Source organism: Prevotella brunnea (assembly GCF_008016795.1).
Taxonomy (GTDB): Bacteria; Bacteroidota; Bacteroidia; order Bacteroidales; family Bacteroidaceae; genus Prevotella; species Prevotella brunnea.
In genome coordinates this window covers 1-21,814 of record NZ_SDIK01000066.1, presented here as the reverse complement: position 1 = coordinate 21,814, position 21,814 = coordinate 1, and the positions used below count along the sequence as shown (strand labels likewise).

General features: G+C 44.0%; 27 protein-coding genes. 12 read left to right on the top strand and 15 right to left on the bottom strand.

The features are described 5' to 3' along the window. Nucleotides 1–98: 98 nt before the first annotated feature. Together ETF27_RS08865 and cap12 are read left to right on the top strand one after the other, a co-directional pair. Complete coding sequence (locus ETF27_RS08865) at nt 99–317, top strand: hypothetical protein (RefSeq protein ID WP_240048164.1); 219 nt, start codon at nt 99–101, stop codon at nt 315–317. After that, nucleotides 314–1,252 (top strand): CBASS system CD-NTase-associated NAD(+) hydrolase Cap12, encoded by a 939-nt coding sequence (gene cap12, locus ETF27_RS08860; protein ID WP_021824954.1) that lies wholly within the window; start codon nt 314–316, stop codon nt 1,250–1,252. The genes ETF27_RS08865 and cap12 overlap by 4 nt, the downstream gene beginning before the upstream one ends. A 45-nt stretch (nt 1,253–1,297) precedes the next feature. Here cap12 and ETF27_RS08855 read toward each other — a convergent pair whose 3' ends face one another. From ETF27_RS08855 to ETF27_RS08815, 9 genes are all read right to left on the bottom strand, one after another. Next, nucleotides 1,298–1,519: a DUF7688 family protein gene (locus tag ETF27_RS08855; RefSeq protein WP_036906450.1), complete on the bottom strand. Its 222-nt coding sequence runs from the start codon at nt 1,517–1,519 to the stop codon at nt 1,298–1,300. Between the two features lie 116 nt (nt 1,520–1,635). Continuing rightward, nucleotides 1,636–1,950: a hypothetical protein gene (locus tag ETF27_RS08850; RefSeq protein WP_036906452.1), complete on the bottom strand. Its 315-nt coding sequence runs from the start codon at nt 1,948–1,950 to the stop codon at nt 1,636–1,638. 57 nt (nt 1,951–2,007) lie between these two features. Then, complete coding sequence (locus ETF27_RS08845; RefSeq protein WP_052026738.1) at nt 2,008–2,253, bottom strand: DUF6956 domain-containing protein; 246 nt, start codon at nt 2,251–2,253, stop codon at nt 2,008–2,010. After that, nucleotides 2,250–2,471 carry a DUF3873 domain-containing protein gene (locus ETF27_RS08840; RefSeq protein ID WP_081697684.1) on the bottom strand — a complete coding sequence of 74 codons (222 nt, stop codon included), beginning with the start codon at nt 2,469–2,471 and terminating at the stop codon, nt 2,250–2,252. The genes ETF27_RS08845 and ETF27_RS08840 overlap by 4 nt, the downstream gene beginning before the upstream one ends. An 11-nt stretch (nt 2,472–2,482) precedes the next feature. Next, the gene (locus ETF27_RS08835) at nt 2,483–3,748 is read right to left on the bottom strand and encodes a PcfJ domain-containing protein (protein WP_021825074.1); all 1,266 of its coding nucleotides are present in this window, start codon (nt 3,746–3,748) and stop codon (nt 2,483–2,485) included. Further along, the gene (locus ETF27_RS08830; protein ID WP_021825151.1) at nt 3,745–4,167 is read right to left on the bottom strand and encodes a PcfK-like family protein; all 423 of its coding nucleotides are present in this window, start codon (nt 4,165–4,167) and stop codon (nt 3,745–3,747) included. The genes ETF27_RS08835 and ETF27_RS08830 overlap by 4 nt, the downstream gene beginning before the upstream one ends. Nucleotides 4,168–4,180: 13 nt before the next feature. Next, nucleotides 4,181–4,429, bottom strand: coding sequence for a DUF6926 domain-containing protein (locus ETF27_RS08825; protein ID WP_021824975.1), 249 nt, complete (start codon nt 4,427–4,429; stop codon nt 4,181–4,183). Nucleotides 4,430–4,450: 21 nt separating this feature from the next. Continuing rightward, a complete protein-coding gene (locus ETF27_RS08820; protein WP_081697685.1) occupies nt 4,451–4,672 on the bottom strand; it encodes a hypothetical protein in 222 nt (73 codons plus the stop codon). A gap of 12 nt (nt 4,673–4,684) precedes the next feature. Beyond that, complete coding sequence (locus ETF27_RS08815) at nt 4,685–4,900, bottom strand: hypothetical protein (protein WP_081697686.1); 216 nt, start codon at nt 4,898–4,900, stop codon at nt 4,685–4,687. A 344-nt stretch (nt 4,901–5,244) separates the two neighbouring features. On the opposite strand from ETF27_RS08815, the gene ETF27_RS08810 reads away from it, so the two are divergent. From ETF27_RS08810 to ETF27_RS08770, 9 genes are all read left to right on the top strand, one after another. Continuing rightward, complete coding sequence (locus ETF27_RS08810) at nt 5,245–5,511, top strand: hypothetical protein (protein ID WP_147785728.1); 267 nt, start codon at nt 5,245–5,247, stop codon at nt 5,509–5,511. Nucleotides 5,512–5,517: 6 nt separating this feature from the next. Beyond that, complete coding sequence (locus tag ETF27_RS08805; RefSeq protein ID WP_147785727.1) at nt 5,518–5,706, top strand: hypothetical protein; 189 nt, start codon at nt 5,518–5,520, stop codon at nt 5,704–5,706. 488 nt (nt 5,707–6,194) lie between these two features. Next, nucleotides 6,195–6,644 (top strand): type I restriction enzyme HsdR N-terminal domain-containing protein, encoded by a 450-nt coding sequence (locus ETF27_RS08800; protein WP_130829515.1) that lies wholly within the window; start codon nt 6,195–6,197, stop codon nt 6,642–6,644. 210 nt (nt 6,645–6,854) lie between these two features. After that, nucleotides 6,855–7,343 (top strand): flavodoxin FldA, encoded by a 489-nt coding sequence (gene fldA, locus ETF27_RS08795; protein ID WP_130829514.1) that lies wholly within the window; start codon nt 6,855–6,857, stop codon nt 7,341–7,343. Nucleotides 7,344–7,382: 39 nt separating this feature from the next. After that, nucleotides 7,383–7,742 carry a DUF2023 family protein gene (locus tag ETF27_RS08790; RefSeq protein WP_181951330.1) on the top strand — a complete coding sequence of 120 codons (360 nt, stop codon included), beginning with the start codon at nt 7,383–7,385 and terminating at the stop codon, nt 7,740–7,742. Nucleotides 7,743–8,019: 277 nt separating this feature from the next. Further along, complete coding sequence (gene nadB, locus ETF27_RS08785; RefSeq protein WP_130829513.1) at nt 8,020–9,657, top strand: L-aspartate oxidase; 1,638 nt, start codon at nt 8,020–8,022, stop codon at nt 9,655–9,657. A 3-nt stretch (nt 9,658–9,660) separates the two neighbouring features. Then, nucleotides 9,661–10,653 carry a quinolinate synthase NadA gene (nadA, locus tag ETF27_RS08780; protein ID WP_130829512.1) on the top strand — a complete coding sequence of 331 codons (993 nt, stop codon included), beginning with the start codon at nt 9,661–9,663 and terminating at the stop codon, nt 10,651–10,653. Between the two features lie 2 nt (nt 10,654–10,655). Further along, the gene (gene nadC, locus ETF27_RS08775) at nt 10,656–11,531 is read left to right on the top strand and encodes a carboxylating nicotinate-nucleotide diphosphorylase (protein WP_130829511.1); all 876 of its coding nucleotides are present in this window, start codon (nt 10,656–10,658) and stop codon (nt 11,529–11,531) included. 711 nt (nt 11,532–12,242) lie between these two features. Then, nucleotides 12,243–12,875, top strand: a complete 633-nt coding sequence (locus tag ETF27_RS08770; protein ID WP_130829510.1) for a hypothetical protein — start codon at nt 12,243–12,245, stop codon at nt 12,873–12,875. A gap of 94 nt (nt 12,876–12,969) precedes the next feature. On the opposite strand, the gene ETF27_RS08765 is transcribed toward ETF27_RS08770, so the two are convergent. From ETF27_RS08765 to gap, 6 genes are all read right to left on the bottom strand, one after another. Continuing rightward, nucleotides 12,970–14,313, bottom strand: coding sequence for a glycoside hydrolase family 57 protein (locus ETF27_RS08765; protein WP_147785726.1), 1,344 nt, complete (start codon nt 14,311–14,313; stop codon nt 12,970–12,972). Nucleotides 14,314–14,352: 39 nt separating this feature from the next. After that, on the bottom strand, nt 14,353–15,621 hold the full coding sequence (locus ETF27_RS08760) for a glycosyltransferase family 4 protein (protein ID WP_130829508.1): 1,269 nt from the start codon (nt 15,619–15,621) through the stop codon (nt 14,353–14,355). Between the two features lie 17 nt (nt 15,622–15,638). Beyond that, nucleotides 15,639–17,582 (bottom strand): glycogen debranching enzyme N-terminal domain-containing protein, encoded by a 1,944-nt coding sequence (locus ETF27_RS08755; protein ID WP_130829507.1) that lies wholly within the window; start codon nt 17,580–17,582, stop codon nt 15,639–15,641. A 375-nt stretch (nt 17,583–17,957) separates the two neighbouring features. Beyond that, nucleotides 17,958–18,896 carry a diacylglycerol/lipid kinase family protein gene (locus ETF27_RS08750; RefSeq protein WP_130829506.1) on the bottom strand — a complete coding sequence of 313 codons (939 nt, stop codon included), beginning with the start codon at nt 18,894–18,896 and terminating at the stop codon, nt 17,958–17,960. A 69-nt stretch (nt 18,897–18,965) separates the two neighbouring features. Next, nucleotides 18,966–19,892, bottom strand: a complete 927-nt coding sequence (gene miaA, locus ETF27_RS08745; protein ID WP_130829505.1) for a tRNA (adenosine(37)-N6)-dimethylallyltransferase MiaA — start codon at nt 19,890–19,892, stop codon at nt 18,966–18,968. A gap of 80 nt (nt 19,893–19,972) precedes the next feature. Then, nucleotides 19,973–20,992 carry a type I glyceraldehyde-3-phosphate dehydrogenase gene (gap, locus tag ETF27_RS08740; protein WP_130829504.1) on the bottom strand — a complete coding sequence of 340 codons (1,020 nt, stop codon included), beginning with the start codon at nt 20,990–20,992 and terminating at the stop codon, nt 19,973–19,975. A gap of 236 nt (nt 20,993–21,228) precedes the next feature. Between gap and mscL the strand changes: the two genes are divergently transcribed. Beyond that, nucleotides 21,229–21,609, top strand: coding sequence for a large-conductance mechanosensitive channel protein MscL (mscL, locus tag ETF27_RS08735; protein WP_130829503.1), 381 nt, complete (start codon nt 21,229–21,231; stop codon nt 21,607–21,609). Nucleotides 21,610–21,814 lie beyond the last annotated feature (205 nt).

The window sequence follows — 21,814 nt, the reverse complement described above, 5'->3', positions numbered from 1 at the left end:
GTACTTTTGCCCATGTTATCTGAGTTTGGAAACAAAAGCAAAGATAACAAAAAGGGCTGATACCTCGTGAGAAGTGTCAGCCCTAATTCATAAAAAATGTGGGATGTTTAGCGGACAGTAATAAAAAAGAATACAAGGATTTGGTTTATATCTTGTGGCATACGATGTTCCATTTATGGAATGACGGCAAGCAAGATGACCTGAAGTCAGTGGTTGGAAACGAATATGTTTTTAAAGATAAGCCAGAAAAACTTGCGGCATTAAAAGTATTGGAAGACGAAGTTTATAAAATAAATAAGGATTTAGGTAATATATGAAACCAAGAATATTTATCGGTTCGTCAAGCGAAGGTCTTGACGTAGCTAAACGAGTTAAAGACTTTTTTAAGGAGAATTACGATTGTTATCTTTGGACTGACAATATCTTTAAGAACAATGAATCTTTTTTAGAAACATTGGTTAAATCTGCCAGTCTATTTGATTTCGGTTTTATGGTATTTTCTGCTGATGACGAACTTATTGTCAGAGATACACATTTTGAATCAGCCCGTGATAATGTCTTATTTGAATATGGTCTTTTCCTTGGTCGTGTAGGATTGGATCGAGCATTTGTAATAGCTCAACAAGAAGCAAAAATACCTACCGATTTGTTAGGTATAACTAACACACGGTATGAAGTGAAATTTGATGCAGAGGGAAATAAAGTAGCTACAGATTCACTGGAAATAGGTTTGGCTAAATTAAAAAAACAAATTGACGAAAATATTAATCTTGGGCATTTAGGACTCTTGCCATCAACCGTTTTAGCAATTTCTTATTTTGAAGGATTTGTAAAACTTGCAGCAGAATGGCTTACAGAAAACACGCCTGGATTGGAGATTGACGGCATCAAATACGACAAGGGTATCTTAAAAATTGTGATGCCGAACTCTCTTGATGCAGATATTAAAAAGAGTGCGATGTTGTATTACAAGAAATTGGGGTTAAAAGAGACTAAGATTGACACAAAACAAAGAAGTTACCCTATTCATTTTGCGACAAAAGATGGTGACGATTCTTTAGAAATCTATGATATGCCAACTATTTTAACGGGTATAGACAAGGCAATCGACATGTATTTCCGTGTAGGACATATAGGGAAGAAAATCGAACAAGAACTTGCCGAAGAGAATGAGATGAATAATTTTCGAAGAGTTTTGCAACTATTAATCAACGAGGATGCCTTTTGTAGAGAATGTGTAATAATTGAATAAAACTAAAACTCCGATGAAGTTACGGCTTCATCGGAGTTTTAGTTTTCATACATTCGGGATTGTTCCTTTACCGATTACCTCATCATCCTTGCAATGCTCGATAATGCCGGGAGAGAATCCCATGTCCCTGATTGCGATATGCCGGATATATTCCACATATTCCTGATCTTGAAAATTTCTGACCGTGAGGTTTCTGAAAATCATCTTTATGCTTATTCCGTCATTGCTGTGCAAGATGATTTTTTCGTTCTGTCTGATTGTTTCCATGATTAAAATTTGTTTTTGTGAATACGATCGTAGATTGGCACAAAGGTTTCTTTGCTACTTTCTTTTCCGCTTGCCCTGCTCATGAAAGAAAGTAGGCGGCTTACGCCGCCCACATATCAAAAGTGCGTATAGAGTCCCGTCACTTGCGTAAAGACCTCTTCCAACATATCGAAGAAGATGCCTTCATGTACTTCTACGTCCATTGCCTTGCTCTCGAAGGTCTTCTTGCTGAACGTCTTGCGGAAAAAACGCATGTTGTAGAGGTCAGTCCCTGCATCATAGATGATGTCAAGGCGGTTGGCACTGGTCTTGTTCCTCGCAAGGCTCATGCGCAGTCCGTTGCCCATATCCACAAAATCCCTGCTGCCTGTCATGACGGCAAAACGCTTGCCGCCTATCTGCTCCAATATAGTCCGTGCTATCGTATTCATTGCCTTTTGGTTTTAGGTTTAGGCGGTGCGGACACCGCCTAAACGCAAGTGAATTTCTCAATACTCTAATTTCTCAGTGATAGATGTGTACTTCTCCAACCACTCTTTCAGACATTCCATGTTGTACTCGCTCGTGATGACTGCCGTATGGCGGTCAATGGCGGTGAAACGGCTGCTCTCGTAGTTGTCTATCCACTCTTTCAAGGTGGACACTCCCCATGCTTCGGCATCGTCAAACATTCCGTCCAATGTTGTGATTGGCTCATTGAACTTGACAATCAGTGTTTGATAGGCTTCGCTCATAGTCTGTCCTCCTTCCTTTTCAGCCACTCGTCACGTTTCTGTCGGCACTCGTCCAACGTGGGCTTTACGCAGGAGAAAAGTTCTCCGTCCGTGTGGCGGTAGTCGAATTGCACGAGGGTACGCTTGCGTCTGCCGATACCCGATTGATATTTCTCGTACTTCTCAGTACCTGCCGCTGTGCAGGTACTGAGTCCGTTGATGGTCATTTGTGTAGTCATAATCGTTTCTATTACGCTGCCTTCATCCGCTGACGGATAAGGTTGATGTTGTTGTTTACAAGATTGATGATGCGGTCGTGATACTCGGTGTTGGCATTGCACACGCCTCGGCTCTGAATCACTTGGAGGGTCTTCAGCGACACCTCTATCGTCTCGATGCGCTTGCCGTCAATGGTGGCGGAGAGTATGAGGGAGTCGGCTCGCTTGTAGTACGTGCCTACGCAGTGGTGCATCGCCTTGCCCTCCAATATCATTTCCTCTACGCTCTCTATTACCTTGACGGAGATGAGTTCATCGGCAAACACAAGTCCGAAGAACATGCCTTTCTCTTTGAGGAACTTCTTCTCGTCCTTGATAGCCTGCTCTCGTTCCTCCGCTGTCCGCTCGCGTTGCAACTGCTCCTGCCTCTTTGCGGCCAACTTGTCGTGGAGGGCTTTGAGGTCGGTCGGGCAGACGTACTTCGGCTGACGGATGTCCTTGCCGAAGTGGCGCAGGAGGTCTATCGTGTCGCACCATAGAGAGCCGTCGGGAATGGTGTAGCCGTTGCGGATGCAGATTTTCACGGATGCCCAATAGTTTTCGATGTTGCAGGAGGAGTTGAGGTAGTGGCGCAGCATGGGGTGTTGCCCTGCCTTTATCAGCGTTTCCGCACGGCTGTCAGACAAGAGTGCAGGAATAAGTTTTGTGGGTACGATGTCGTGGAAGTCGCCACGGAAGCCGTTCCTGCGCAGCTCGTCCACCGCCTTGTATTCGGGGCAGAGGGGCATGTGGGCGATATGCTGGTAGGCAAGGTTGTCACCACGGATTGCCATGGGTGAGGCAAAGGTGAAGGTGTCAATGTATCTGCCCAACGTGCGCTGTATGGCTACGATGGTGCGCTTGCCCTGCTTGTTCCACCAATAGCCGCCTATCTCAAGGGCAGTAGGAGTCGCCTTGCAGCCTTTCTCCATTTCCACGATGAGGAGGTACATGCGTAGCACTTGACACTCTCCGCAGGTGGTGAGTAGGGTGAAATACTGCTTCTGCTGCAACTTGCGCTCCAAGGTGTTCTTCACCTGCAGGCGTGCCTTGCAGTGGGGGCAGATGCAGGTGCGTGCTGTGCCGTCTGTCTGCCATGTGTGTCCGCAGTCCATGCAGGTGGTGCGTCCCTTGGGTAGCCGGTAGGCATAGTGGTCCACACATTCACGGAATGCCCATTTCAGTTGTCGTTTGCTGATGGGGCGCAGGTACCTGCTCTCGGCAAGCACCGCTTTCTCAAACTTGTTTCTCGGTCTCATACTTCAAAATCGAATAAGGAGGGTTCAACTTGGGGTTTCTGTGGCTTGGCTGCCCTTGCTCTCTGTCGGTTCTGCATCTTGCGCAGTTCCTCGTCTTGGTATTGGCGGATGGCTCGCTGACGTGCTTCCGCCTTCTCCTCTGCGGTGAGTTCCACCACGTGGTTCACGGCTATCTGACATTGCAGGGGTTTGCCTACCTCTATCTCGTTCTCGTCATAGTAGTGTACGGCTTGTCCGTAAATCTCTCCGTCCGAAAAGCCGTTGCAGCCGCTCTTCTGCACGTAGTTCAGAATGTAGGTGATGCAGTCGTCGATGTTCTTGGCAGGGTTGTGGTAGTTCTTGGCGAAGAGTTCGTCCTCCGCTGCACGCTGCTCCAAGTACATCTGTATCGTTCTCTTGAAATGGTCTGTTCCTTTCATGTCGCTTGCTGTTTTATAGGTTATCGTTCTTGTAAAGTATCTCGCAGTCCTCCACCTCGGTGGGCAGTCCAAAGAGGGGGTAGTGGCTGAAGTAGGGGTGCGTGCTGCCGTCCTCGTCCATGAGGGGCGAAACGATTTCCACCTGCCATTGGCTGACCCACTCGTCCACCATTCGGATTTCATCATCTGTCAGTGCCGTTGCATCGCCATTGATGAGGTAGCACAAACTCCATGTGGGTATCTTCTCTGTCGTTCTGTTCATATCGCTGTCAGTTTATAGGGGTTATAACATTCGCTTGATAATCTCTCTGTGGTACTGCGGATTGACCTCGTTGAAAAGGAACTCCACGAAGTCCTGCCGTGCCTCCTTGTTCAGTTCGTGGTACAACTCGCTAAACGTGCTGTGGTTGCCGTTGATGTAGGTTTCCACCATATACTCGAAGATGTTGTCCACCTCGTAGTACCTGCACTGCTGCGCTGCCGTCTTGCATGTTCTCTTTGCCATTGCCGTAGGGTGTTAAAGGGTGAGTAACCAAAGGAGAAGCCCGAAGAAGGTGATGAGGGAGAGCATGAGCACTATCACGCTTATCACCACTCGGAACACTCCGTTCACAATCTCTCTGATGACGCTCCAAAGGATGCCGATGATCCAAAGGAACGTCTGCACGATGAGGGTGCATATCGCCACCGCCATATAATGTGCCGTCTGTCTGATGTCCATTGCTGCTGTCATTGTCTGTTCTGTTTTTAATTCTTATATGCGGATCCAAGAGCTGAGGGAGTTGAGTTTCAAAACTTCTTATCTGCCTCTCGGTTATCCGACATTTTTTTATGCGTCTTCCTGTCGCATCGGTCGTTTTCGTTTCGGTTGCCCCATCAAGGTAGGGATTCGGAAATGCAAGGTTTTTCGGGAAAAATACTACCCGTAGGGCTGGAGATTTTTCTCGCAAAACAGGAGGCTTGACCTTGCTTTTCCGACAAATCCCGGAGTTACCTTTGCGGCCGAACGAGAATGACCACCTGATGCGCCGTCTGGAAGTCGCAAAATGGAGGTAAGCGTAACAAGAGGCAGATTGAATGGAACATCTCCAAAATGCGAAACTGCATGAAAACATAAACAGCGTAACCTTTGGAGACTCGCTTGAAAGCGTGAACAAGCCGAAGCCCACAAAAGAAGTGTGTCCGTATATGCCTATCCGACTTGTTCGGACAGACACATACGGACATTCTTCTCAGGCTTCGGCGGTACGGACAACCTTTTGTGGCTCACCCGTGAGCGGCAAGTGGTTGGCTGTACCTATTACAATTCCGCTTTCAACAAGAAACAAAAGGCGCAAGTGGTAAAGGCGGTTGTGCCGTAAGAAAGATAATCCGCACATCCATCGTCAAACCCTCGGTTTGATGCGGATATGCGGACTTTCTTTCAGCCATGCCGCCAGTGCCGATGACCGACCCTTACCATGTAAGGGTGAATCATCAGCACGGTTTCACTTGCGCCAAGAGGAACGACAAAAAGAAGAAAACGGCAAGACCCCGTAAAAGTACCTCTCTCGCATAGCCATGAAAGGGTTGTCCGCTTGCCGATTGTCTAAACGAGAGTTTAGGCTTCAAAAGCGGACATTCCTTTCGGATATGCCATAGTAGGAAAGAGGTTGTCTGAACTCGTTTCAGCCAACGCCTTTCCTACAGAAAAACTCACTTTTACGGAAGAACAGTAACAAGCAGGTCAAGAAATCACGCTCAAAACACAGAAACATGAGCAATTCCTTGGAGTACCCGAATAAAAAGTGTACCTTTGCATACAGAGTTGTGAGGCGAAGTAAATCACAGAATATCAGTGCACTTGCACTTTCGCTAAATCGTTACCATAAATCCGCAACTCCTTCATTCTAATCTGATACTCAATCAGATATAAGTTTTTTGATTATCCGGTGCAAAGATAATGGAATTAAGGTAGATATCAAAATTTTCATTTGATTTTAAATTGGGTAAACCACCAAACACTATATTTTATAAAAAAGATTTTTATGGATACACTAAACCTTCCACCTTATCAAATAAAGACACGAGTCAGCCAAGGACATACGCAGATTTTTGATGTTCTCCGCAGACGATATGTTGCATTAACCCCTGAAGAATGGGTAAGGCAGCATTTTATCCATTATCTTATCGAACACAAAAATTATCCCTCTGCCTTACTTGCCAACGAAGTTACTTTGCGAATTGGTGGAAAAAACATTAGGGCAGATAGTATTTTGTACAATCAATTTCTCCAACCTAAAATGATAATAGAATATAAAGCTCCTCATATCCCCATCACACAGAAGACATTTCATCAGATTGCTACCTACAACCTAAAACTACATGTTGATTTCCTTATCGTCTCCAACGGAATAGAAACCTACATCTGCAAAATGGACTATGAACAGCTTTCCTATCAGTTTTTAGAATCCGTTCCGGATTATCAAAATATTTAACAAAAGAATCCTATGTGGTGATGTTAGAATTAGTAAACATTGATATCTTATATTATATAAACGTAAATTGAGAGTTGAAGAATAGAAAGATTCTTATCGTTTTGGGGGAGAATGATAAAAACCATCATTTTTAGGTATTGTGGTACGTTTGGAAAGTAATTACCTTTGCAACCGTAAAATAAACAAAATCTAATTAAAGCGATAGTGAAGATGAAAAAGACAATTATTGTTTATGGTTCTTCCACCGGTATGTGCGAGAACATTGCCAACAAAATCGGCGAGAAGTTGGGAGCGGAGGTGATCAACGTCAGCGATTTTACTGCCGAAACAGTAGCCGATCATGATAATCTCATTCTCGGTACTTCCACATGGGGAGCCGGGGAGTTGCAGGACGATTGGTATGACGGTATAGAAGTGTTAAAAACCGCCGAGCTTGCGGGCAAGACCGTGGCGATTTTCGGTTGTGGAGATAGTGAATCCTATTCAGACACGTTTTGTAGTGGCATGAAAGAAATTTATGATGCGGCAGCCGGCGCGTCCATCCTGCCGGGAGTATCGACAGCCGGCTATACTTTCGATGATAGCGATGCCGTGATTGATGGTCAGTTCGTTGGACTTGCCTTGGACGATGTGAATGAGGACGACAAGACCGATGAACGTATCGATGCTTGGTTGGAAGTGATACGCCCATTGCTGTAAATATAAAAATTACTAACACGGAGATCCACAGGAATGAGTATGCGAGAGATGGCTGCTGACATGAAGGTGCTGATGAATCATATCTACGAGTTTAAGAAAGGTATTCGGCAAATGGTTCTTTACACGTTCAACAAGAAGTATGAGCCTTTTGTAACGGAACGTCTTCAACATCAAAACATCCCTTATATCATTCGTCCTGTAGGAAACGATCGATTAAACTTGTTCTTTGGGCGTAAAGCCTGTCTGGATGCAATCCGGTTGTTCGTCACCAAACCCTTAAATCAACTCTCTCCGGAGGAAGATTTTATATTGGGTGCTATGTTAGGCTATGACATCGGTGTGCAGTGCGAACGTTATTGCGAACGCAAATGCCATTTATGCAAGAAGTCGCAAGCATAGTAAGGTGAACATAAGATACTTTGTAAAACATGATGGCGATCATGTGAATTTATTAAATGAATCTTGTTCGAGAAACAAAATTATTTCATAATGTTTTTGTATGGGAATGAGGGTTGTCGGGAGATAACCCTTTTCTTTTTGTTCTTCCATCTTTTCGTTCCAACAACATATAAAGACATTCGCTATTTTGAGCAAAAGATAAATAAAGGTGAATTGGTGTGAGTTTGTCGGAAAACTTTATTACTTTTGCAATCATATCGAAAAACTGATAATTATCATGATACACCAATCGGATTTCCTTATCATCGGTGGAGGTGTGGCAGGTATGACTTACGCCTTGAAGGTTGCCAACAGTGGCAAGGGAAAAGTGGTTATCGTCTGTAAAACCACATTGGACGAGACCAACACCTCTAAGGCTCAAGGAGGAATAGCCTCCGTTACGAACCTGAAAGTAGATAACTTTGAAAAACATATAGAAGACACCATGGTAGCCGGTGATTACATCTCGGATATCAAAGCCGTTGAGCACGTTGTGCGCAATGCGCCCGCTGCCATTAAGGACTTGGTGGAATGGGGGGTGCAGCTTGATAAGCGCACTGATGGCAATTACGACCTTCATCGGGAAGGCGGACACAGCGAGTTCCGAATACTTCATCATGCCGACGACACGGGATTTGAAATACAACGCGGATTGATGGAGGCGGTTCGTAAGAATAAAAACATCACCGTGTTGGAAAATCATTATGCCGTGGAAATCATTACCCAGCATCATTTGGGCATTGAGGTAACGCGCCGAACGCCCGACATTGAATGTTATGGTGCATATATCTTGAATCCCGCCACGCAGAAAATCGATACTTTCTTGAGTCGCGTAACGCTGATGGCAACGGGAGGCACGGGCGCGGTGTATGCCACAACCTCTAATCCCAACATAGCCACCGGAGACGGCATAGCCATGGTCTATCGCGCCAAAGGAACGGTGGAGGGAATGGAGTTCGTACAGTTTCATCCCACCGTACTCTATAATCCGGTAGAGACACGTCCGGCATTCCTCATCACCGAGGCGATGCGAGGCTATGGTGGTGTGCTGCGACTGCCTAACGGTGAGGAGTTCATGCAGAAATATGATAAACGGCTCTCGTTGGCACCACGCGATATTGTGGCACGTGCCATTGACCGCGAAATGAAAATTCATGGGTTGGATCACGTTTGTTTGGACGTAACCCATAAAGATGCCGAAGAAACCAAACACCATTTTCCGCATATCTACGCCAAGTGCTTGAGCATTGGCATCGACATGACCAAAGATTATATCCCCGTTTGCCCGAGTGCGCATTATATGTGCGGAGGCATTAAGGTGGATTTGCACGGAGAAAGCTCCATCCATCGACTCTATGCGGTTGGAGAATGCTCTTGCACGGGTTTGCATGGCGGAAATCGATTGGCAAGTAATTCGCTGATAGAAGCAGTGGTCTATGCCAAGTCGGCGGCGGAATATTCTCTGCGGCATATCGATGAATACAACTTCAATACGTCCGTTCCGGAGTGGGACGATAATGGCACGATGACCAATGAGGAGCGTGTTCTCATTACGCAGAGTGTGAGAGAGGTAGGAGAGATTATGAGCAATTACGTGGGAATAGTGCGCAGTAACCTGCGACTTAAGCGGGCATGGGACAGGTTAGACCTTTTGTATGAGGAAACCGAACGACTCTTTAAGCAGGTGAAGGCCACCAAGGATATCTGTGAGCTGAGGAATATGATTAACGTAGGCTACCTGATTACCCGACAGGCAATAGAACGAAAGGAAAGTCGCGGTCTGCATTATAACATTGATTATCCTTTTCACGCGGAACAAATAACTGACGTAGAAAAATCATCCATAGGAAACATATCCATCAAAAACAAGAAATGAAATATGATAGAAAAGAAATGGCTTGACAAGGGTTTTGTTGATGAACCCATACCGGAAAATATTGACATAAAAGCTGAAATCCGCCGGATGTGTAAAGAGAAAAATGCCGTAATCATGGCTCATTATTACACGGAAGGAGAGGTGCAGGACTTAGCTGACTTTGTTGGCGACAGTTTGGCTTTGGCGCAAAAGGCTGCAACAACCGATGCGGACATCATCGTGATGTGCGGAGTGCACTTCATGGGTGAAACCAATAAAATATTGTGTCCTGATAAGACAGTGCTCGTTCCCGACCTGAATGCTTCATGTTCATTGGCAGAAAGTTGTCCGGCTAAAGAGTTTGAACATTTCGTAAAGGAACATCCGAACCACACCGTTATCAGTTACGTGAATACAACTGCCGCCATTAAGGCACTGACCGATGTGGTTGTAACCAGCGGAAACGCGCGTGAGATTGTGGAGTCGTTCCCCAAGGACACTCCGATTATCTTTGGTCCCGACAAGAACCTTGGCGGTTATATCAACAGTCTGACGGGACGTGATATGCTGTTATGGAACGGCGCATGTCATGTGCACGAGAAATTCTCGGTGGAAAAAATCGCGAAGCTGAAGAGCGAGCATCCCCATGCCAAGATATTGGTTCATCCGGAATGCAAAGGTCCTTTGGCAAAGATGGCAGACAAGGTGGGAAGTACGGCGGCTCTTCTGAAATTCAGTATCAACGATCCGGCGACAGAGTTTATCGTGGCAACCGAGAGCGGCATACTGCACGAGATGCAGAAGTCGGCTCCTCACAAAACATTCATTCCTGCTCCACCTGACGACAGCACCTGTGCTTGTAATGAGTGTAACTTTATGAAACTCATTACATTGCATAAATTGTATAACTGCCTGAAATATGAATGGCCAACGATTGAGGTTGATTCGGAAATAGCAGAGAAAGCTATAAGACCCATCAATAAAATGCTTGAAATCTCTAAACAATTAGGACTGTAATCATGTTATCGATAGAAAAACTGAACGACAAACTCATCGACCTCGCTTTCAGTGAGGATATTGGCGATGGCGACCACACCACGTTGTGTTGTATTCCTGCCGATGCCGTGGGCGAAAGCAAACTGCTCATTAAGCAAGAAGGCATCTTTGCCGGAGTGGAAATAGCGAAAAAAGTATTTCACCGGTTTGATCCCACCCTGAAAGTAACAACTCATATTGAGGACGGCGCGTGCGTAAAGCCGGGCGATATCGTCATGAGCGTGAAAGGACGCGAGCAAAGTCTGTTGCAAACCGAGCGACTGATGCTGAATATCTTGCAGCGCATGAGCGGAATAGCCACCATGACGCACAAGTACCAGCAGGCACTTATCGATGCCGGTACCAAAACCCGGGTGTTGGATACTCGAAAGACCACGCCCGGAATGCGCATGTTGGAAAAAGAAGCAGTGAAGATAGGAGGTGGCATGAACCATCGCATAGGGTTATTCGACATGATTCTTCTCAAGGACAATCATATCGACTTTTGTGGTGGTGTGCATAATGCCATATCACGCGCAAAACAATATTGTAAGGAGAAAGGGAAGGAACTAAAGATAGAATGCGAGGTGCGCAACTTCAAAGAACTGAACGAGGCTTTGAAGGAAGGATGCGACCGCATCATGTTCGACAACTTCTCGCCTGAGGACACTCGCAAGGCGGTGGAAATCGTTGCCGGACGTTGCGAAACGGAGTCGAGCGGTGGAATAACCTTCGAAACGATGATACCTTATGCGAAAGCAGGGGTGGACTTTATCTCCTTCGGTGCACTAACCCATAGCGTGAAAGGATTGGACATGAGCTTTAAGGCTGCCGGAAGCGATAAGCTGCTGATAAAATAATGAATGTAAATCCTTCCCGGCTATATGGGAAAAGTTCAATAATGTCCTAATTATTCTTCATTCATTTATCCAAAGCTTAGCTTTCACTTTCCAAAAGCTTAGCTTTTGCAATGCAAAAGGTCATGAATTGGAGTGCAAAAGCTAAGCTTTTAAATCGCAATTGATAGAACCTTGATTATCAACAGATTACAAAGTATGTCCCCAATACGGTTTTTGTAATATAATTTCGTGGTATTGGTCGGGGCGAATGTTCGCTGTCAAACGTCTGTTTACCATCATTCAGGACACCATTGGGAAAAGATAAAGGATTTCTCACTGCCATATAACACCGAGAAATCCCAATGACCGATTTGGGTTTGTTAAATTTCGATAGTGCCTATTTGTATTCTCTATTTTACGTATGAAACAATCATCCGTATTGCAAAGAAAGAGGTTGGTGCAGGAAGCTACCAACCTCGAGAAAGAATTTGGAAATTGCCAAATTCATGAAAAACACGTAACAAATATACATTGTTATTATCATATCACCAAACTTTTCGTAAGATAAAAACTAATTTTAACATTTATCATGTACTTAATGGCGTAAAAACTATAGTAAGATGCAATTTTTCATGAATTATTTTTATAATCTTATTGTGTTTTTCAAACATTATGCTTATCTTTGTGATGATATATTACAAGAATTTATTTATTAATTAAAACAAGTTAGGTATGAATAAACTTTTACGTTACGCATTTCTCGCTGCTTTTGCAGTAGTTGGTTCATTTGCATTTGCACAGACAGGGGAAGTTACTTTTAACTTTGTTCCGGCTGATAACTACAAATTATTTGACTTAGCCGGACAATCTACGGGAACCAGTCATGATGGTGATATCATTGAAACAAAAAGTGCGACGATTGATGGTGTAACCATCACCGTTACTCCAAGTGGAGCAAAGACTGCCAATCGATTTTGGAAATCCTCGATAAGGCTTTATGGTGGCAGCTTGACGCTGAAGGCAGAAGGCAAAAAGATAGTAAATGCTCTCTATGCCATTAATTACTCTAATTGGAATAAGGGAAACACTTTTAGCCCGGAGGGCACGGTAACTGATAAGCAGAAGGGTACTTATAACTTTAAGAATTGGGAAGGAGAAGCGGAAGAAGTAACTCTCAATGTGGCTGCCAATACACAACTTCGTTCAATCGTTGTGACATACAAGGGCATTGATGACGGTATTGAAACTTTGACAGTTGGTGCAAACAACGACAATGCACCGATGTATAATCTTTCAGGGCAACGTGTTAATAAGGATTATAAAGGCGTTGTCATTAGGAACGGAAAGAAATTTGTAAACTCGTAAATCCCACCGGGACATGGTTTTTAACCAATCTGTAAGCAAAAAGCACCTTCTTTGGAGGTGCTTTTTCGTATCTGTATTTTTTGTGTGTCGAATACTATTTCTTTTGCTTGGATAATTGCTCACGCAACTCTGTGGCTTCTTGTTCAAGGCGTTCTACCTTGCTTTGCAATCGGTTCATTTCTTTTTCCTTCATCTCCAATTCCTCGCCTTGATTCCGAATGGTCGTGAGTAATCCGTTGAGTTCTTCATTATCCACTTCTTCCGGGTATAGGCTTTTTACTCGGTTGATGAAGTCGCCAAGAATATTCATATAATTCGTAAAAGCATCGAAAGGACTACTGTAAATACCTCTGTTGATACCCACCAAAGTTGGTTTTGTGGACATTGCCCTGAAGTTATTGCTTGCCTGTAGATAATCCCAATCCTGATTGATACGTGGGTCGTTTACAATCCTTACTCTGTCGGCAATGCTGTAGAGTTTGTTGAAAGCCTCGCGCTGCATGGGATTTCCCAACCACGTGCTTACATCGCGTTCCTCATCCATCCAGCTGAGCGTTTCCGGTACGTCTAATGCGCTGATGCTCTTCATCTTCATGCAGATTTCAGTTGGGGTGGAGAAACCTATGTTTTTCCTTTTTGCGCAGCCTGGAAGTGCTTTGATAAATTCAAGAATATTGCTGGAAAGTGGTTGTTCCATCCCCAATGCGGAGAGGTTCATGAATATACCTACTATCTGCTGATCATCGGGTAATGCTGCAATCCGGTCAATATAGGTATCGGCAAACAGTGGATACCCTTCCCATTCTGAGTTGTTGAATCGGAGCGAGATATCGTCGCTGAACGTTACATCGCGCAGCAATAGTTTGAGCTTTGGAGCCAGTGCGCAATGGTATAGGAAATGTGGACTTTTCCATCCAAGGACGTGCTTTGCGCCCTCTGTCAGCATGGCTTTGAACCCCATTTGCGATGCCAAAAGACCAATTTCATCGCTATAGATAAGCGAAGAATTGCGTAGTACTTTCGGCTTTTGGTTGAAATACTCCTGCATTTTCTTGCTTTGTCGCTCCACTTCCAATTTGAAACTTTCTTCATTTCCAAGAGCGGAAAGACCATGTGAATAAGGCTCTGCGAGGAATTCTACGCACCCGGTTTCTGTCATCTCTTGGAGTTTTTCGAGTACTTGTGGCGCATATTGTTCCAAGCTCTCTATGCCTACCCCTGACAAGGAAAAGGCCACCTTAAAAAACTTTCCATGTTCTTTAATCATTTCATGCAGAGTTTCAAGAGCGGGCATATAGCTTCGTTCCGCTATTTCTGAGATTCCTCGTTCATTTTCATAGTCATCATAATAATAATGATCAGTTCCGATATCAAAAAAACGATAGCGTCGAAGGTGAATGATTTGATGTATTTCGAAGTATAGACAAATTGTTTTCATTGCTCTTTATTTTAGTTTGACGAAATTTCGACTTTCAAATTATTGCCAGCCCAATGTCCGCAGATATAATTTCCTAATCCATGCGCCCACTTTCTCCCATGTGATTTGATCCACTTCCTCTTTTCCTTTCTCAGAGAGGTAGTTGAAGAGACTCTCGTTGTGGCAGATGGAATACATGGCATCTGCCATGGCGTGGACATCCCAATAATCCACCTTGATGCAGTTGTGAAGTATTTCGGCACAACCACTTTGTTTTGAGATGATCGTTGGCGTGCCACACTGCATGGCTTCGAGCGGAGAGATGCCGAAAGGTTCGCTCACCGATGGCATGACGTAAACATCAGAGGCTTTTAAACATTCATATACCTGATTGCCACGCATGAATCCGGGAAAATGTAAACGATCGGCAATGCCACGCTCGGCAGCAAGATAAATCATTTGGTCCATCATGTCGCCGGATCCGGCCATGCAGAAACGGACGTTGCCGGTGCGATGCAAAACCAAATTGGCAGCTTCAACGAAATATTCCGGACCTTTCTGCATGGTCAGTCTGCCAAGGAAGGTTATAACTTTTTCTCTCTCCTTGTGGGATGGACGTGGTATTTCTGCCACTTCTCTCCGTAGGGGATAGACGGCATTGTGCACTGTAAATACTTTCCTTGGATCTTGATGATATTGGTGGATGACAGTTTGACGTGTCAATTCCGATACACACATGATACAATCGGCATTGTCCATACCATCCTTCTCTATCCCATAGACGGTGGGGTTCACCTTGCCGCGTGAGCGATCGAAGTCGGTTGCGTGTACGTGGATACACAATGGCTTTCCGGATATTTTTTTTGCGTGGATTCCCGCGGGGTAAGTCAGCCAGTCGTGTGCGTGAATAATGTCGAAATCAAAGGCTCGTGCCACAACTCCCGAGATAATTGAGTAGTTGTTGATTTCCTCATGGAGATTAGTCGGATAGCCACCGGCAAATTCCAGTGCTCCGAGATCGTTGACATTCATGTAGTTGAAATCGTCATAGATGCTATCCCGCAGCTTATAATAGAGTTCGGGAGGCATGATGTTACCCACACGTTCTCGAACATAATCGTAGGGTAAGTCTCGATAGGCTATTGGTACACAATTCATCGCGACAATGTTGGCATAGTCTCGTTCTTCATCACCAAAGGGATGAGGCAGGCAGAGAATGGTCTCAATGTCACCTTGCGCATGAAGTCCTTGTGAAATTCCGAAGTTAGCGGTAGCAAGCCCTCCATATACATGTGGTGGATATTCCCAACCGAACATTAATACTTTCATGCAGATTTCTCCTACTTTTAATATTTGTACTTCTCAAGAAGCTCCAATGTGCGCAGTACTTCTGCCACATTCACTGCAAACGATACGGCACCACGCCCACGGTAGGGTGGGTTGCCATCGAACAGCTCGGGCAACGTACCCAAACAATGATGGAACACCTCGTCCTCATAACCTACCATTTGTCGTTCCACAAAGCTGAGGCGTGTGCGTTTGTGCAGCTTTAAACAAGCCTCCAGATAAAAACCTCCCAACCACGGCCAAACAGTGCCTTGATGATAAGCGTAATCTCGTTGTGTTTGTGTGCCGGTGTACATGGGATTGTAGCCTACGCTTTTGGGGGAAAGTGTCCGCAATCCTTTTGGCGTAAGCAACTCGCGTGTGCATATGTCCAAGACGCTCTTTTTTTGTTCTCGTTCCAATGGAGAATAGTCCAATGCTACTGCTAAAATCATGTTCGGACGAACACTCCAATCCATCATATTCCCATCTACATAATCATAAAGATAGCCATAGTCATTTAGAAAGATTTGTACGAATGACTGTCCGGACTTCATCGCAAGCTCTTTGTAATGTGTAGCTAATTCCGGATTATTGTTTTCATCCGCCATGGCGGAAAGAAACATCAAGTCGTTATACCATAAAGCGTTAAACTCCACGATATAGCCTGAGCGTGGTGTTACCGGGCGACCCTCTACGGTGGAGTTCATCCATGTTATGGCTTCCGTTTTTCCATCGGCATAAAGCAATCCGTTTTCATCGAGGCGCAAGTTGGGATGTTTCCCCTCTTCTATAAATTTTATAATATCTTTCAAGAGGTTGAAATAGAGTTTCAAGCAGCGTTCTTTCCCAACTTCTTTCGCATATTGTTGTATAGCCCAAATACACCAAAGCGGTACATCGGGCTTTTCAATTTCACTGATGCAGACAGATATGGACTTTCCCTCCATAAACTCTCGTAGGCCGCGTTCTGCCGGCTTCATGACCAATTCAAAATATTTTCTCTCGTCAATGCTCAAGGTCAGCCCCGGAAGAGCGATGAACTGATCGCGTGCTCTGCACTTAAACCATGGGTATCCTGCGAGAATGTAGCGGTCATCGTTCTTTTTCCTGTTATGGAACTGGTGAGCGGCATTTACGAGACAATGAAAGAAATTATCGCGCGGATTGCGCGACTTCACTTCTGTGTCGAAAAGTCTTTTGAGTGTAAGTGGTTTTATCTTTGATGTGGAAGCTGAAAAAACGATGCTTTCTCCCTTTCGGATGCTCATTTCAAAATATCCGGGAATATATAAATCCTCGTTTGACGCATATCCTCTTTCCTCTTCTTTATAATATTTCAATCCGCGATACCAATAGGGATCGAAATGAAAATCGTTCTTTTTGGAAAATTGCAAGTAGAGTGATGGATAACCTGCATACATACAAGTTGCTATGCCATTGTCTATGTTCTGATAGTCGCGATTTGCCACTTCGTTCTCATGGGTGAATTCCCTTACACTTCTGAACGCAAGAAAAGGTCGGAATTGCAGAGTAGTGGGGGAGTGCGAGTCTTCGAGCGTGTAACGTATCAAGATGCGATCCTCATAGTGTTGAAATACTACTTCTTTTTTCAGCAAAACCCCACCTACACGATAGATAGTGGTGGGAACGGTGTCGCAGTTGAATTCCCGGATATATTTGTGTCCCTTGGGACTGAAACCACCACCTTGATATTGGTGTAGCCCGAGGTTGAAAGCTGCTCCATGTTGGATAACAGTTGGGTCGAGTGAGCTGAGCAATACGTGGTTCTCATTGTCAAGTTCCGGAATGGGAACAACAAGCAAGCCATGATACTTACGTGTATTGCAATCAACAATCGTGGAACAGGAATAAGCACCTGAACGGTTGGTTCTCAGTAGTTCGCGAGGAAGAGAGTCCTGCAAATTGGTCATCAGAGGTTTGTTAAATTTAAGGTACCCCATATTACTTTTAAGGTTTAATTATTCTTAGAATGCTAACAGGAGAGTTATGCGAGCTAAAACCAAGATATTAATCATCTACATCAACACTCCAAAGTTACGAAAAATTATCCGAAAATAGTCCACTTGATATTTTTTTAACATGTATGTCATACATATTGCATGAGAAGTATGCTTTAATTCTTTTGGAAACGCAATGTTTTGGCAAAACAAAGCAGACTGATAGGTGATTCCTTATATTTTTTGTGGCGAGAAGAGTTTTTATTGGTTAAGCAATTTCTCTTCCATGCTTTTCGTCTCTGTGCATAGTTTGATAAGTATGAAAGAGAAAGGATGCTTTCCGATATTAATGTTATTTTTATTTTTTTCTATCTCGGTTTAATCCGGTATGATGAAATTCAGCACCTCTTTTTCCACCGTTATTATGAAAGGACCTACAGGAGTATTTGCCATCAGTCTGCCATCGATTCCTACCATCGTGTGTGGCTCAACATGGATTTCCATTTCTTGAGTTCTATAAGGATGTACACTCTTGTAATTTAAGAACTTACCTTTAAGGAAGAGGTAAATCCCCTCAAAGAGTTGAGTCATCTCCGGGTGATAAACCACTGACACGTCAAGCAATCCGTTGTAGGGAACAGCGTTGGGCGTCTGTCCGTAGCCCAAAGCGTTGCCTATACAAACGGTGGTTATTTTTCGCTTAATTGTATCTGTGTTGATTTTTATGTGCATCCGATAGTCCATGCGTTGGAAAATCAGCAATATGAAAGAGAAAATAAACGATAGGCTTCGCGAGCCGAGGATGTGCCGAGTGCGTCGGCGAAGGTTCATGATGGTGGCTATCAGTCCGATATTAATGCAATTAAGAAAATATCGATGGCATCGTTCGCCTTTTCTATTTTTATAGCGGATGTGCCCCAAATCAATCTTTCTAATCCTTCTTTTTTGTAGCCATTCAATGGTTTGATCAATGTCATCCTCACGAAATCCCCAGAAATGAGCAAAGTCGTTCATCACGCCATTGGGAATAAGTCCGAAGACAATGTTCTCACGAATTGTTACATCTTGTTGCATCAAACAATTCACGGCATCGTTCAATGCCGAGTCGCCCCCGAAAATGATAATAGTCTTATAACCATTATTAATGAACATACCGATGAGACGGTCCACGCTCCGGGTGTTTTCGCTTTGCACCATATCGTAATCTATTTCGTGGGCTTTGAGACATCGCTCCACATGTTCCCTGCGTTTGCGATATTCTCCGAAGAATCCGTTTTTGGGACAATAAACGATGCCCCATTTCTTTTCATCTACCATTTTCTTTTATATTTATGGAAGAATGTTGCCAAAGGCACTTCGCTTGTAGGCACAGGCGGTGTATAAGTGTTAATCGTTTAGCAACATCCTTGCGATTTTTATTTTCTCATGCATCGGCAAGAGAGCATCCAGCCAATGAATGGTAAATCCTCGTCGTTCCATTCCCCGAAACCATGTCATTTGTCGTTTGGCAAACTGATGGATGGCTGTTTCCAGCGAAGAGAACATATCGTTGTAACTCATTTCTCCCAAGATATATCGAGTTACGTATTTATATTCTAAACCGTAATAAATCAGATTTTCCGCTGGGATGCCGGAGTTCAATAAGGCGTTGATTTCTTCTATCATGCCATTGTTCAGTCGCTGTTTTAATCTTTCGGTTATCTTTCTTCGTCGCTCGTCGCGGTTGATTTGTAATCCTATGATGGTGCTGTTCACTCCCGGGACTTGTCGATTGGCAACGGGATGTTCCAACATGTAAGTTTCTATTTCTATTGCCCGGATGGCTCTTTTTGTGGTATCAACATCCGTGCGGTTGTGCATGGTGGAGTGGTTCTTGCGTTTTAACTCTCTTAGGATTTGTTCTAATTCTTCCAAGGGCTTTTTGTCAAGTTCCGTTCTCAAGGTGGGGTTTTGAGGAACGGGAGATAAGGCGTACCCTTTTAATATCGCTTCCACATACAAACCTGTTCCACCACAGAGTATCGCTCGGCGATTTTCGTTCATTAGTTTGGTATAGACGTCATGGAAGTCCTGTTGATATTGAAACAGATTATACTTTGTTCCCGGTTCCGCGATATCAATTAGGTGATAAGGAATTTGCTTTCCATCCACAATGTAATCGTTGAGATCCTTCCCTGTTCCGATGTCCATTCTTCTATAGACTTGTCGGCTGTCGGCACTAATAATTTCTGCGTTTGTTTCCGCTGCAAATGCCGCTGCAAATGAGGTCTTACCGCTTGCCGTTGGTCCTATTATGGTTAATATCTTATCCATTTACCGCACAAATATAATAAAAAAAAGCCATTCGGCAAACATCCGAATGACTTTTTAATAAGGTTTTATTCTTAACTTAATCAGCCGTTTACTTTCGCCATGTGCTTGATGAGGTCAATCACTTTGTGAGAGTAACCGATTTCGTTATCGTACCAAGATACCACCTTTACGAATGTGTCGGTGAGTGCAATACCGGCCTTCGCATCGAAGATAGAAGTGCGTGCATCGCCTAAGAAGTCAGATGAAACGACTGCTTCTTCCGTATATCCGAGGATACCTTTCAGTTCACCTTCGGAAGCTGCTTTCATTGCTGCGCAGATTTCCTCGTATTTAGCCGGTTTCTTCAAGTTCACTGTCAAGTCAACAACTGATACGTCCAATGTGGGAACACGCATGGACATACCTGTGAGCTTTCCATTCAGTTCGGGAATCACTTTGCCCACTGCTTTGGCTGCACCTGTGGACGATGGAATGATATTCCCGGAAGCAGCGCGACCGCCACGCCAATCCTTCATGGATGGACCGTCAACGGTCTTTTGTGTTGCGGTGGTTGAGTGTACGGTGGTCATCAAACCATCGGCAATACCGAATTTGTCGTTCAGCACTTTAGCGATGGGAGCAAGACAGTTGGTGGTACAAGAGGCGTTAGAAACGAATTTCGTACCCTTTTCATATTTGTCATGATTTACTCCGCATACGAACATTGGAGTGTCATCTTTTGAGGGAGCTGACATGACAACGTATTTGGCGCCGGCGTCGATGTGAGCTTGTGACTTTTCCTTAGTTAGGAACAGACCGGTTGATTCAACAACGTATTCTGCGCCTATCTCATCCCATTTCAAATCGGCAGGATTGCGTTCTGAGGTTACGCGGATAACGTTACCATTGACAATCAGTTGAGATTTTTCTACATTGGCTTCAATTGTACCATTGAACTGACCGTGCATGGTATCATACTTCAACATATAAGCGAGGTAATCTACTGGGCAGAGGTCGTTAATACCTACTACAACAACGTCTTTTGCGTTTGCTTCTTCAAGGCTTGCGCGGAACACGAAACGACCGATGCGGCCAAATCCGTTAATACCAATTTTAATCATTTGACTTTTTATTATAAAGTGAATAATGTGATAACCAAAATCTTTAAGAAAGAATGAAACTTTTTCATACTTTCATCTGCAAAGATACAAAATTATTCTTATATTTGCAATTGCAAATAGTATTAAACATTATTAAATAGAATAGAGTTTAATATATCCTCCGTTCAGCTCACGGTTGCGAGCAGAGGACAAGATTTTTGGCAATTTATGAACATATAATTTTAAATTTAGTGGTTATGAGTTTTCTTAAAGAATTTAAAGAGTTTGCCATCCGTGGCAATGTAATGGACATGGCAGTCGGTGTAATCATAGGTGGTGCTTTTGGTAAGATAGTTTCTTCCCTTGTGGATGATATTCTCATGCCTCTCATTGGGATAGCCACCGGAGGAGTGGACTTCTCAAGGTTGAGTTGCATGATAGGTGATGCGGAAGTGAAATATGGAATGTTCTTGCAGAATGTTATTGACTTCTTTATCATCGCGCTCTGTATCTTCTCCATGATTAGGGCAATGAACAGTATCGCGAAGAAACAAAAAGAGGAACCGGCAGCTCCGGCAGAGCCCGGAATCGAAGAAAAGCTACTTACCGAAATACGCGATTTGTTGAAAAACAGATAACAGATATTTTCTTTCTATTCAGCCCAAATCGGGTATTGGGATTTCTCAGTGTTGTATGGCAGTGAGAAATCCTTTATCTTTTCCCAATGGGATTCTAAATGGTTTTGTGCCCTCTTTCTCATGCAAGGTTGCATTAAATAATATTACTGTCCGCTAAACATAGAAATCCTCATTCCAACTCATTGAGACACAATAGTTCGGATGA

What these genes read in the sequence shown, in the direction of transcription:
- nadB (WP_130829513.1), top strand. Translation starts at nt 8,020, where the DNA reads ATGATACACCAATCGGATTTCCTTATCATCGGTGGAGGTGTGGCAGGT.
- gap (WP_130829504.1), bottom strand. Translation starts at nt 20,992, where the DNA reads ATGATTAAAATTGGTATTAACGGATTTGGCCGCATCGGTCGTTTCGTG.
- ETF27_RS08765 (WP_147785726.1), bottom strand. Translation starts at nt 14,313, where the DNA reads ATGAAAACAATTTGTCTATACTTCGAAATACATCAAATCATTCACCTT.
- miaA (WP_130829505.1), bottom strand. Translation starts at nt 19,892, where the DNA reads ATGGATAAGATATTAACCATAATAGGACCAACGGCAAGCGGTAAGACC.
- ETF27_RS08750 (WP_130829506.1), bottom strand. Translation starts at nt 18,896, where the DNA reads ATGGTAGATGAAAAGAAATGGGGCATCGTTTATTGTCCCAAAAACGGA.
- ETF27_RS08815 (WP_081697686.1), bottom strand. Translation starts at nt 4,900, where the DNA reads ATGACAGCAGCAATGGACATCAGACAGACGGCACATTATATGGCGGTG.
- mscL (WP_130829503.1), top strand. Translation starts at nt 21,229, where the DNA reads ATGAGTTTTCTTAAAGAATTTAAAGAGTTTGCCATCCGTGGCAATGTA.
- fldA (WP_130829514.1), top strand. Translation starts at nt 6,855, where the DNA reads ATGAAAAAGACAATTATTGTTTATGGTTCTTCCACCGGTATGTGCGAG.
- ETF27_RS08855 (WP_036906450.1), bottom strand. Translation starts at nt 1,519, where the DNA reads ATGGAAACAATCAGACAGAACGAAAAAATCATCTTGCACAGCAATGAC.
- ETF27_RS08835 (WP_021825074.1), bottom strand. Translation starts at nt 3,748, where the DNA reads ATGAGACCGAGAAACAAGTTTGAGAAAGCGGTGCTTGCCGAGAGCAGG.
- ETF27_RS08830 (WP_021825151.1), bottom strand. Translation starts at nt 4,167, where the DNA reads ATGAAAGGAACAGACCATTTCAAGAGAACGATACAGATGTACTTGGAG.
- ETF27_RS08770 (WP_130829510.1), top strand. Translation starts at nt 12,243, where the DNA reads ATGAATAAACTTTTACGTTACGCATTTCTCGCTGCTTTTGCAGTAGTT.
- ETF27_RS08840 (WP_081697684.1), bottom strand. Translation starts at nt 2,471, where the DNA reads ATGACTACACAAATGACCATCAACGGACTCAGTACCTGCACAGCGGCA.
- nadC (WP_130829511.1), top strand. Translation starts at nt 10,656, where the DNA reads ATGTTATCGATAGAAAAACTGAACGACAAACTCATCGACCTCGCTTTC.
- ETF27_RS08760 (WP_130829508.1), bottom strand. Translation starts at nt 15,621, where the DNA reads ATGAAAGTATTAATGTTCGGTTGGGAATATCCACCACATGTATATGGA.
- ETF27_RS08820 (WP_081697685.1), bottom strand. Translation starts at nt 4,672, where the DNA reads ATGGCAAAGAGAACATGCAAGACGGCAGCGCAGCAGTGCAGGTACTAC.
- ETF27_RS08755 (WP_130829507.1), bottom strand. Translation starts at nt 17,582, where the DNA reads ATGGGGTACCTTAAATTTAACAAACCTCTGATGACCAATTTGCAGGAC.
- ETF27_RS08825 (WP_021824975.1), bottom strand. Translation starts at nt 4,429, where the DNA reads ATGAACAGAACGACAGAGAAGATACCCACATGGAGTTTGTGCTACCTC.
- ETF27_RS08810 (WP_147785728.1), top strand. Translation starts at nt 5,245, where the DNA reads ATGGAACATCTCCAAAATGCGAAACTGCATGAAAACATAAACAGCGTA.
- ETF27_RS08790 (WP_181951330.1), top strand. Translation starts at nt 7,383, where the DNA reads ATGCGAGAGATGGCTGCTGACATGAAGGTGCTGATGAATCATATCTAC.
- ETF27_RS08845 (WP_052026738.1), bottom strand. Translation starts at nt 2,253, where the DNA reads ATGAGCGAAGCCTATCAAACACTGATTGTCAAGTTCAATGAGCCAATC.
- ETF27_RS08800 (WP_130829515.1), top strand. Translation starts at nt 6,195, where the DNA reads ATGGATACACTAAACCTTCCACCTTATCAAATAAAGACACGAGTCAGC.
- nadA (WP_130829512.1), top strand. Translation starts at nt 9,661, where the DNA reads ATGATAGAAAAGAAATGGCTTGACAAGGGTTTTGTTGATGAACCCATA.
- ETF27_RS08850 (WP_036906452.1), bottom strand. Translation starts at nt 1,950, where the DNA reads ATGAATACGATAGCACGGACTATATTGGAGCAGATAGGCGGCAAGCGT.
- cap12 (WP_021824954.1), top strand. Translation starts at nt 314, where the DNA reads ATGAAACCAAGAATATTTATCGGTTCGTCAAGCGAAGGTCTTGACGTA.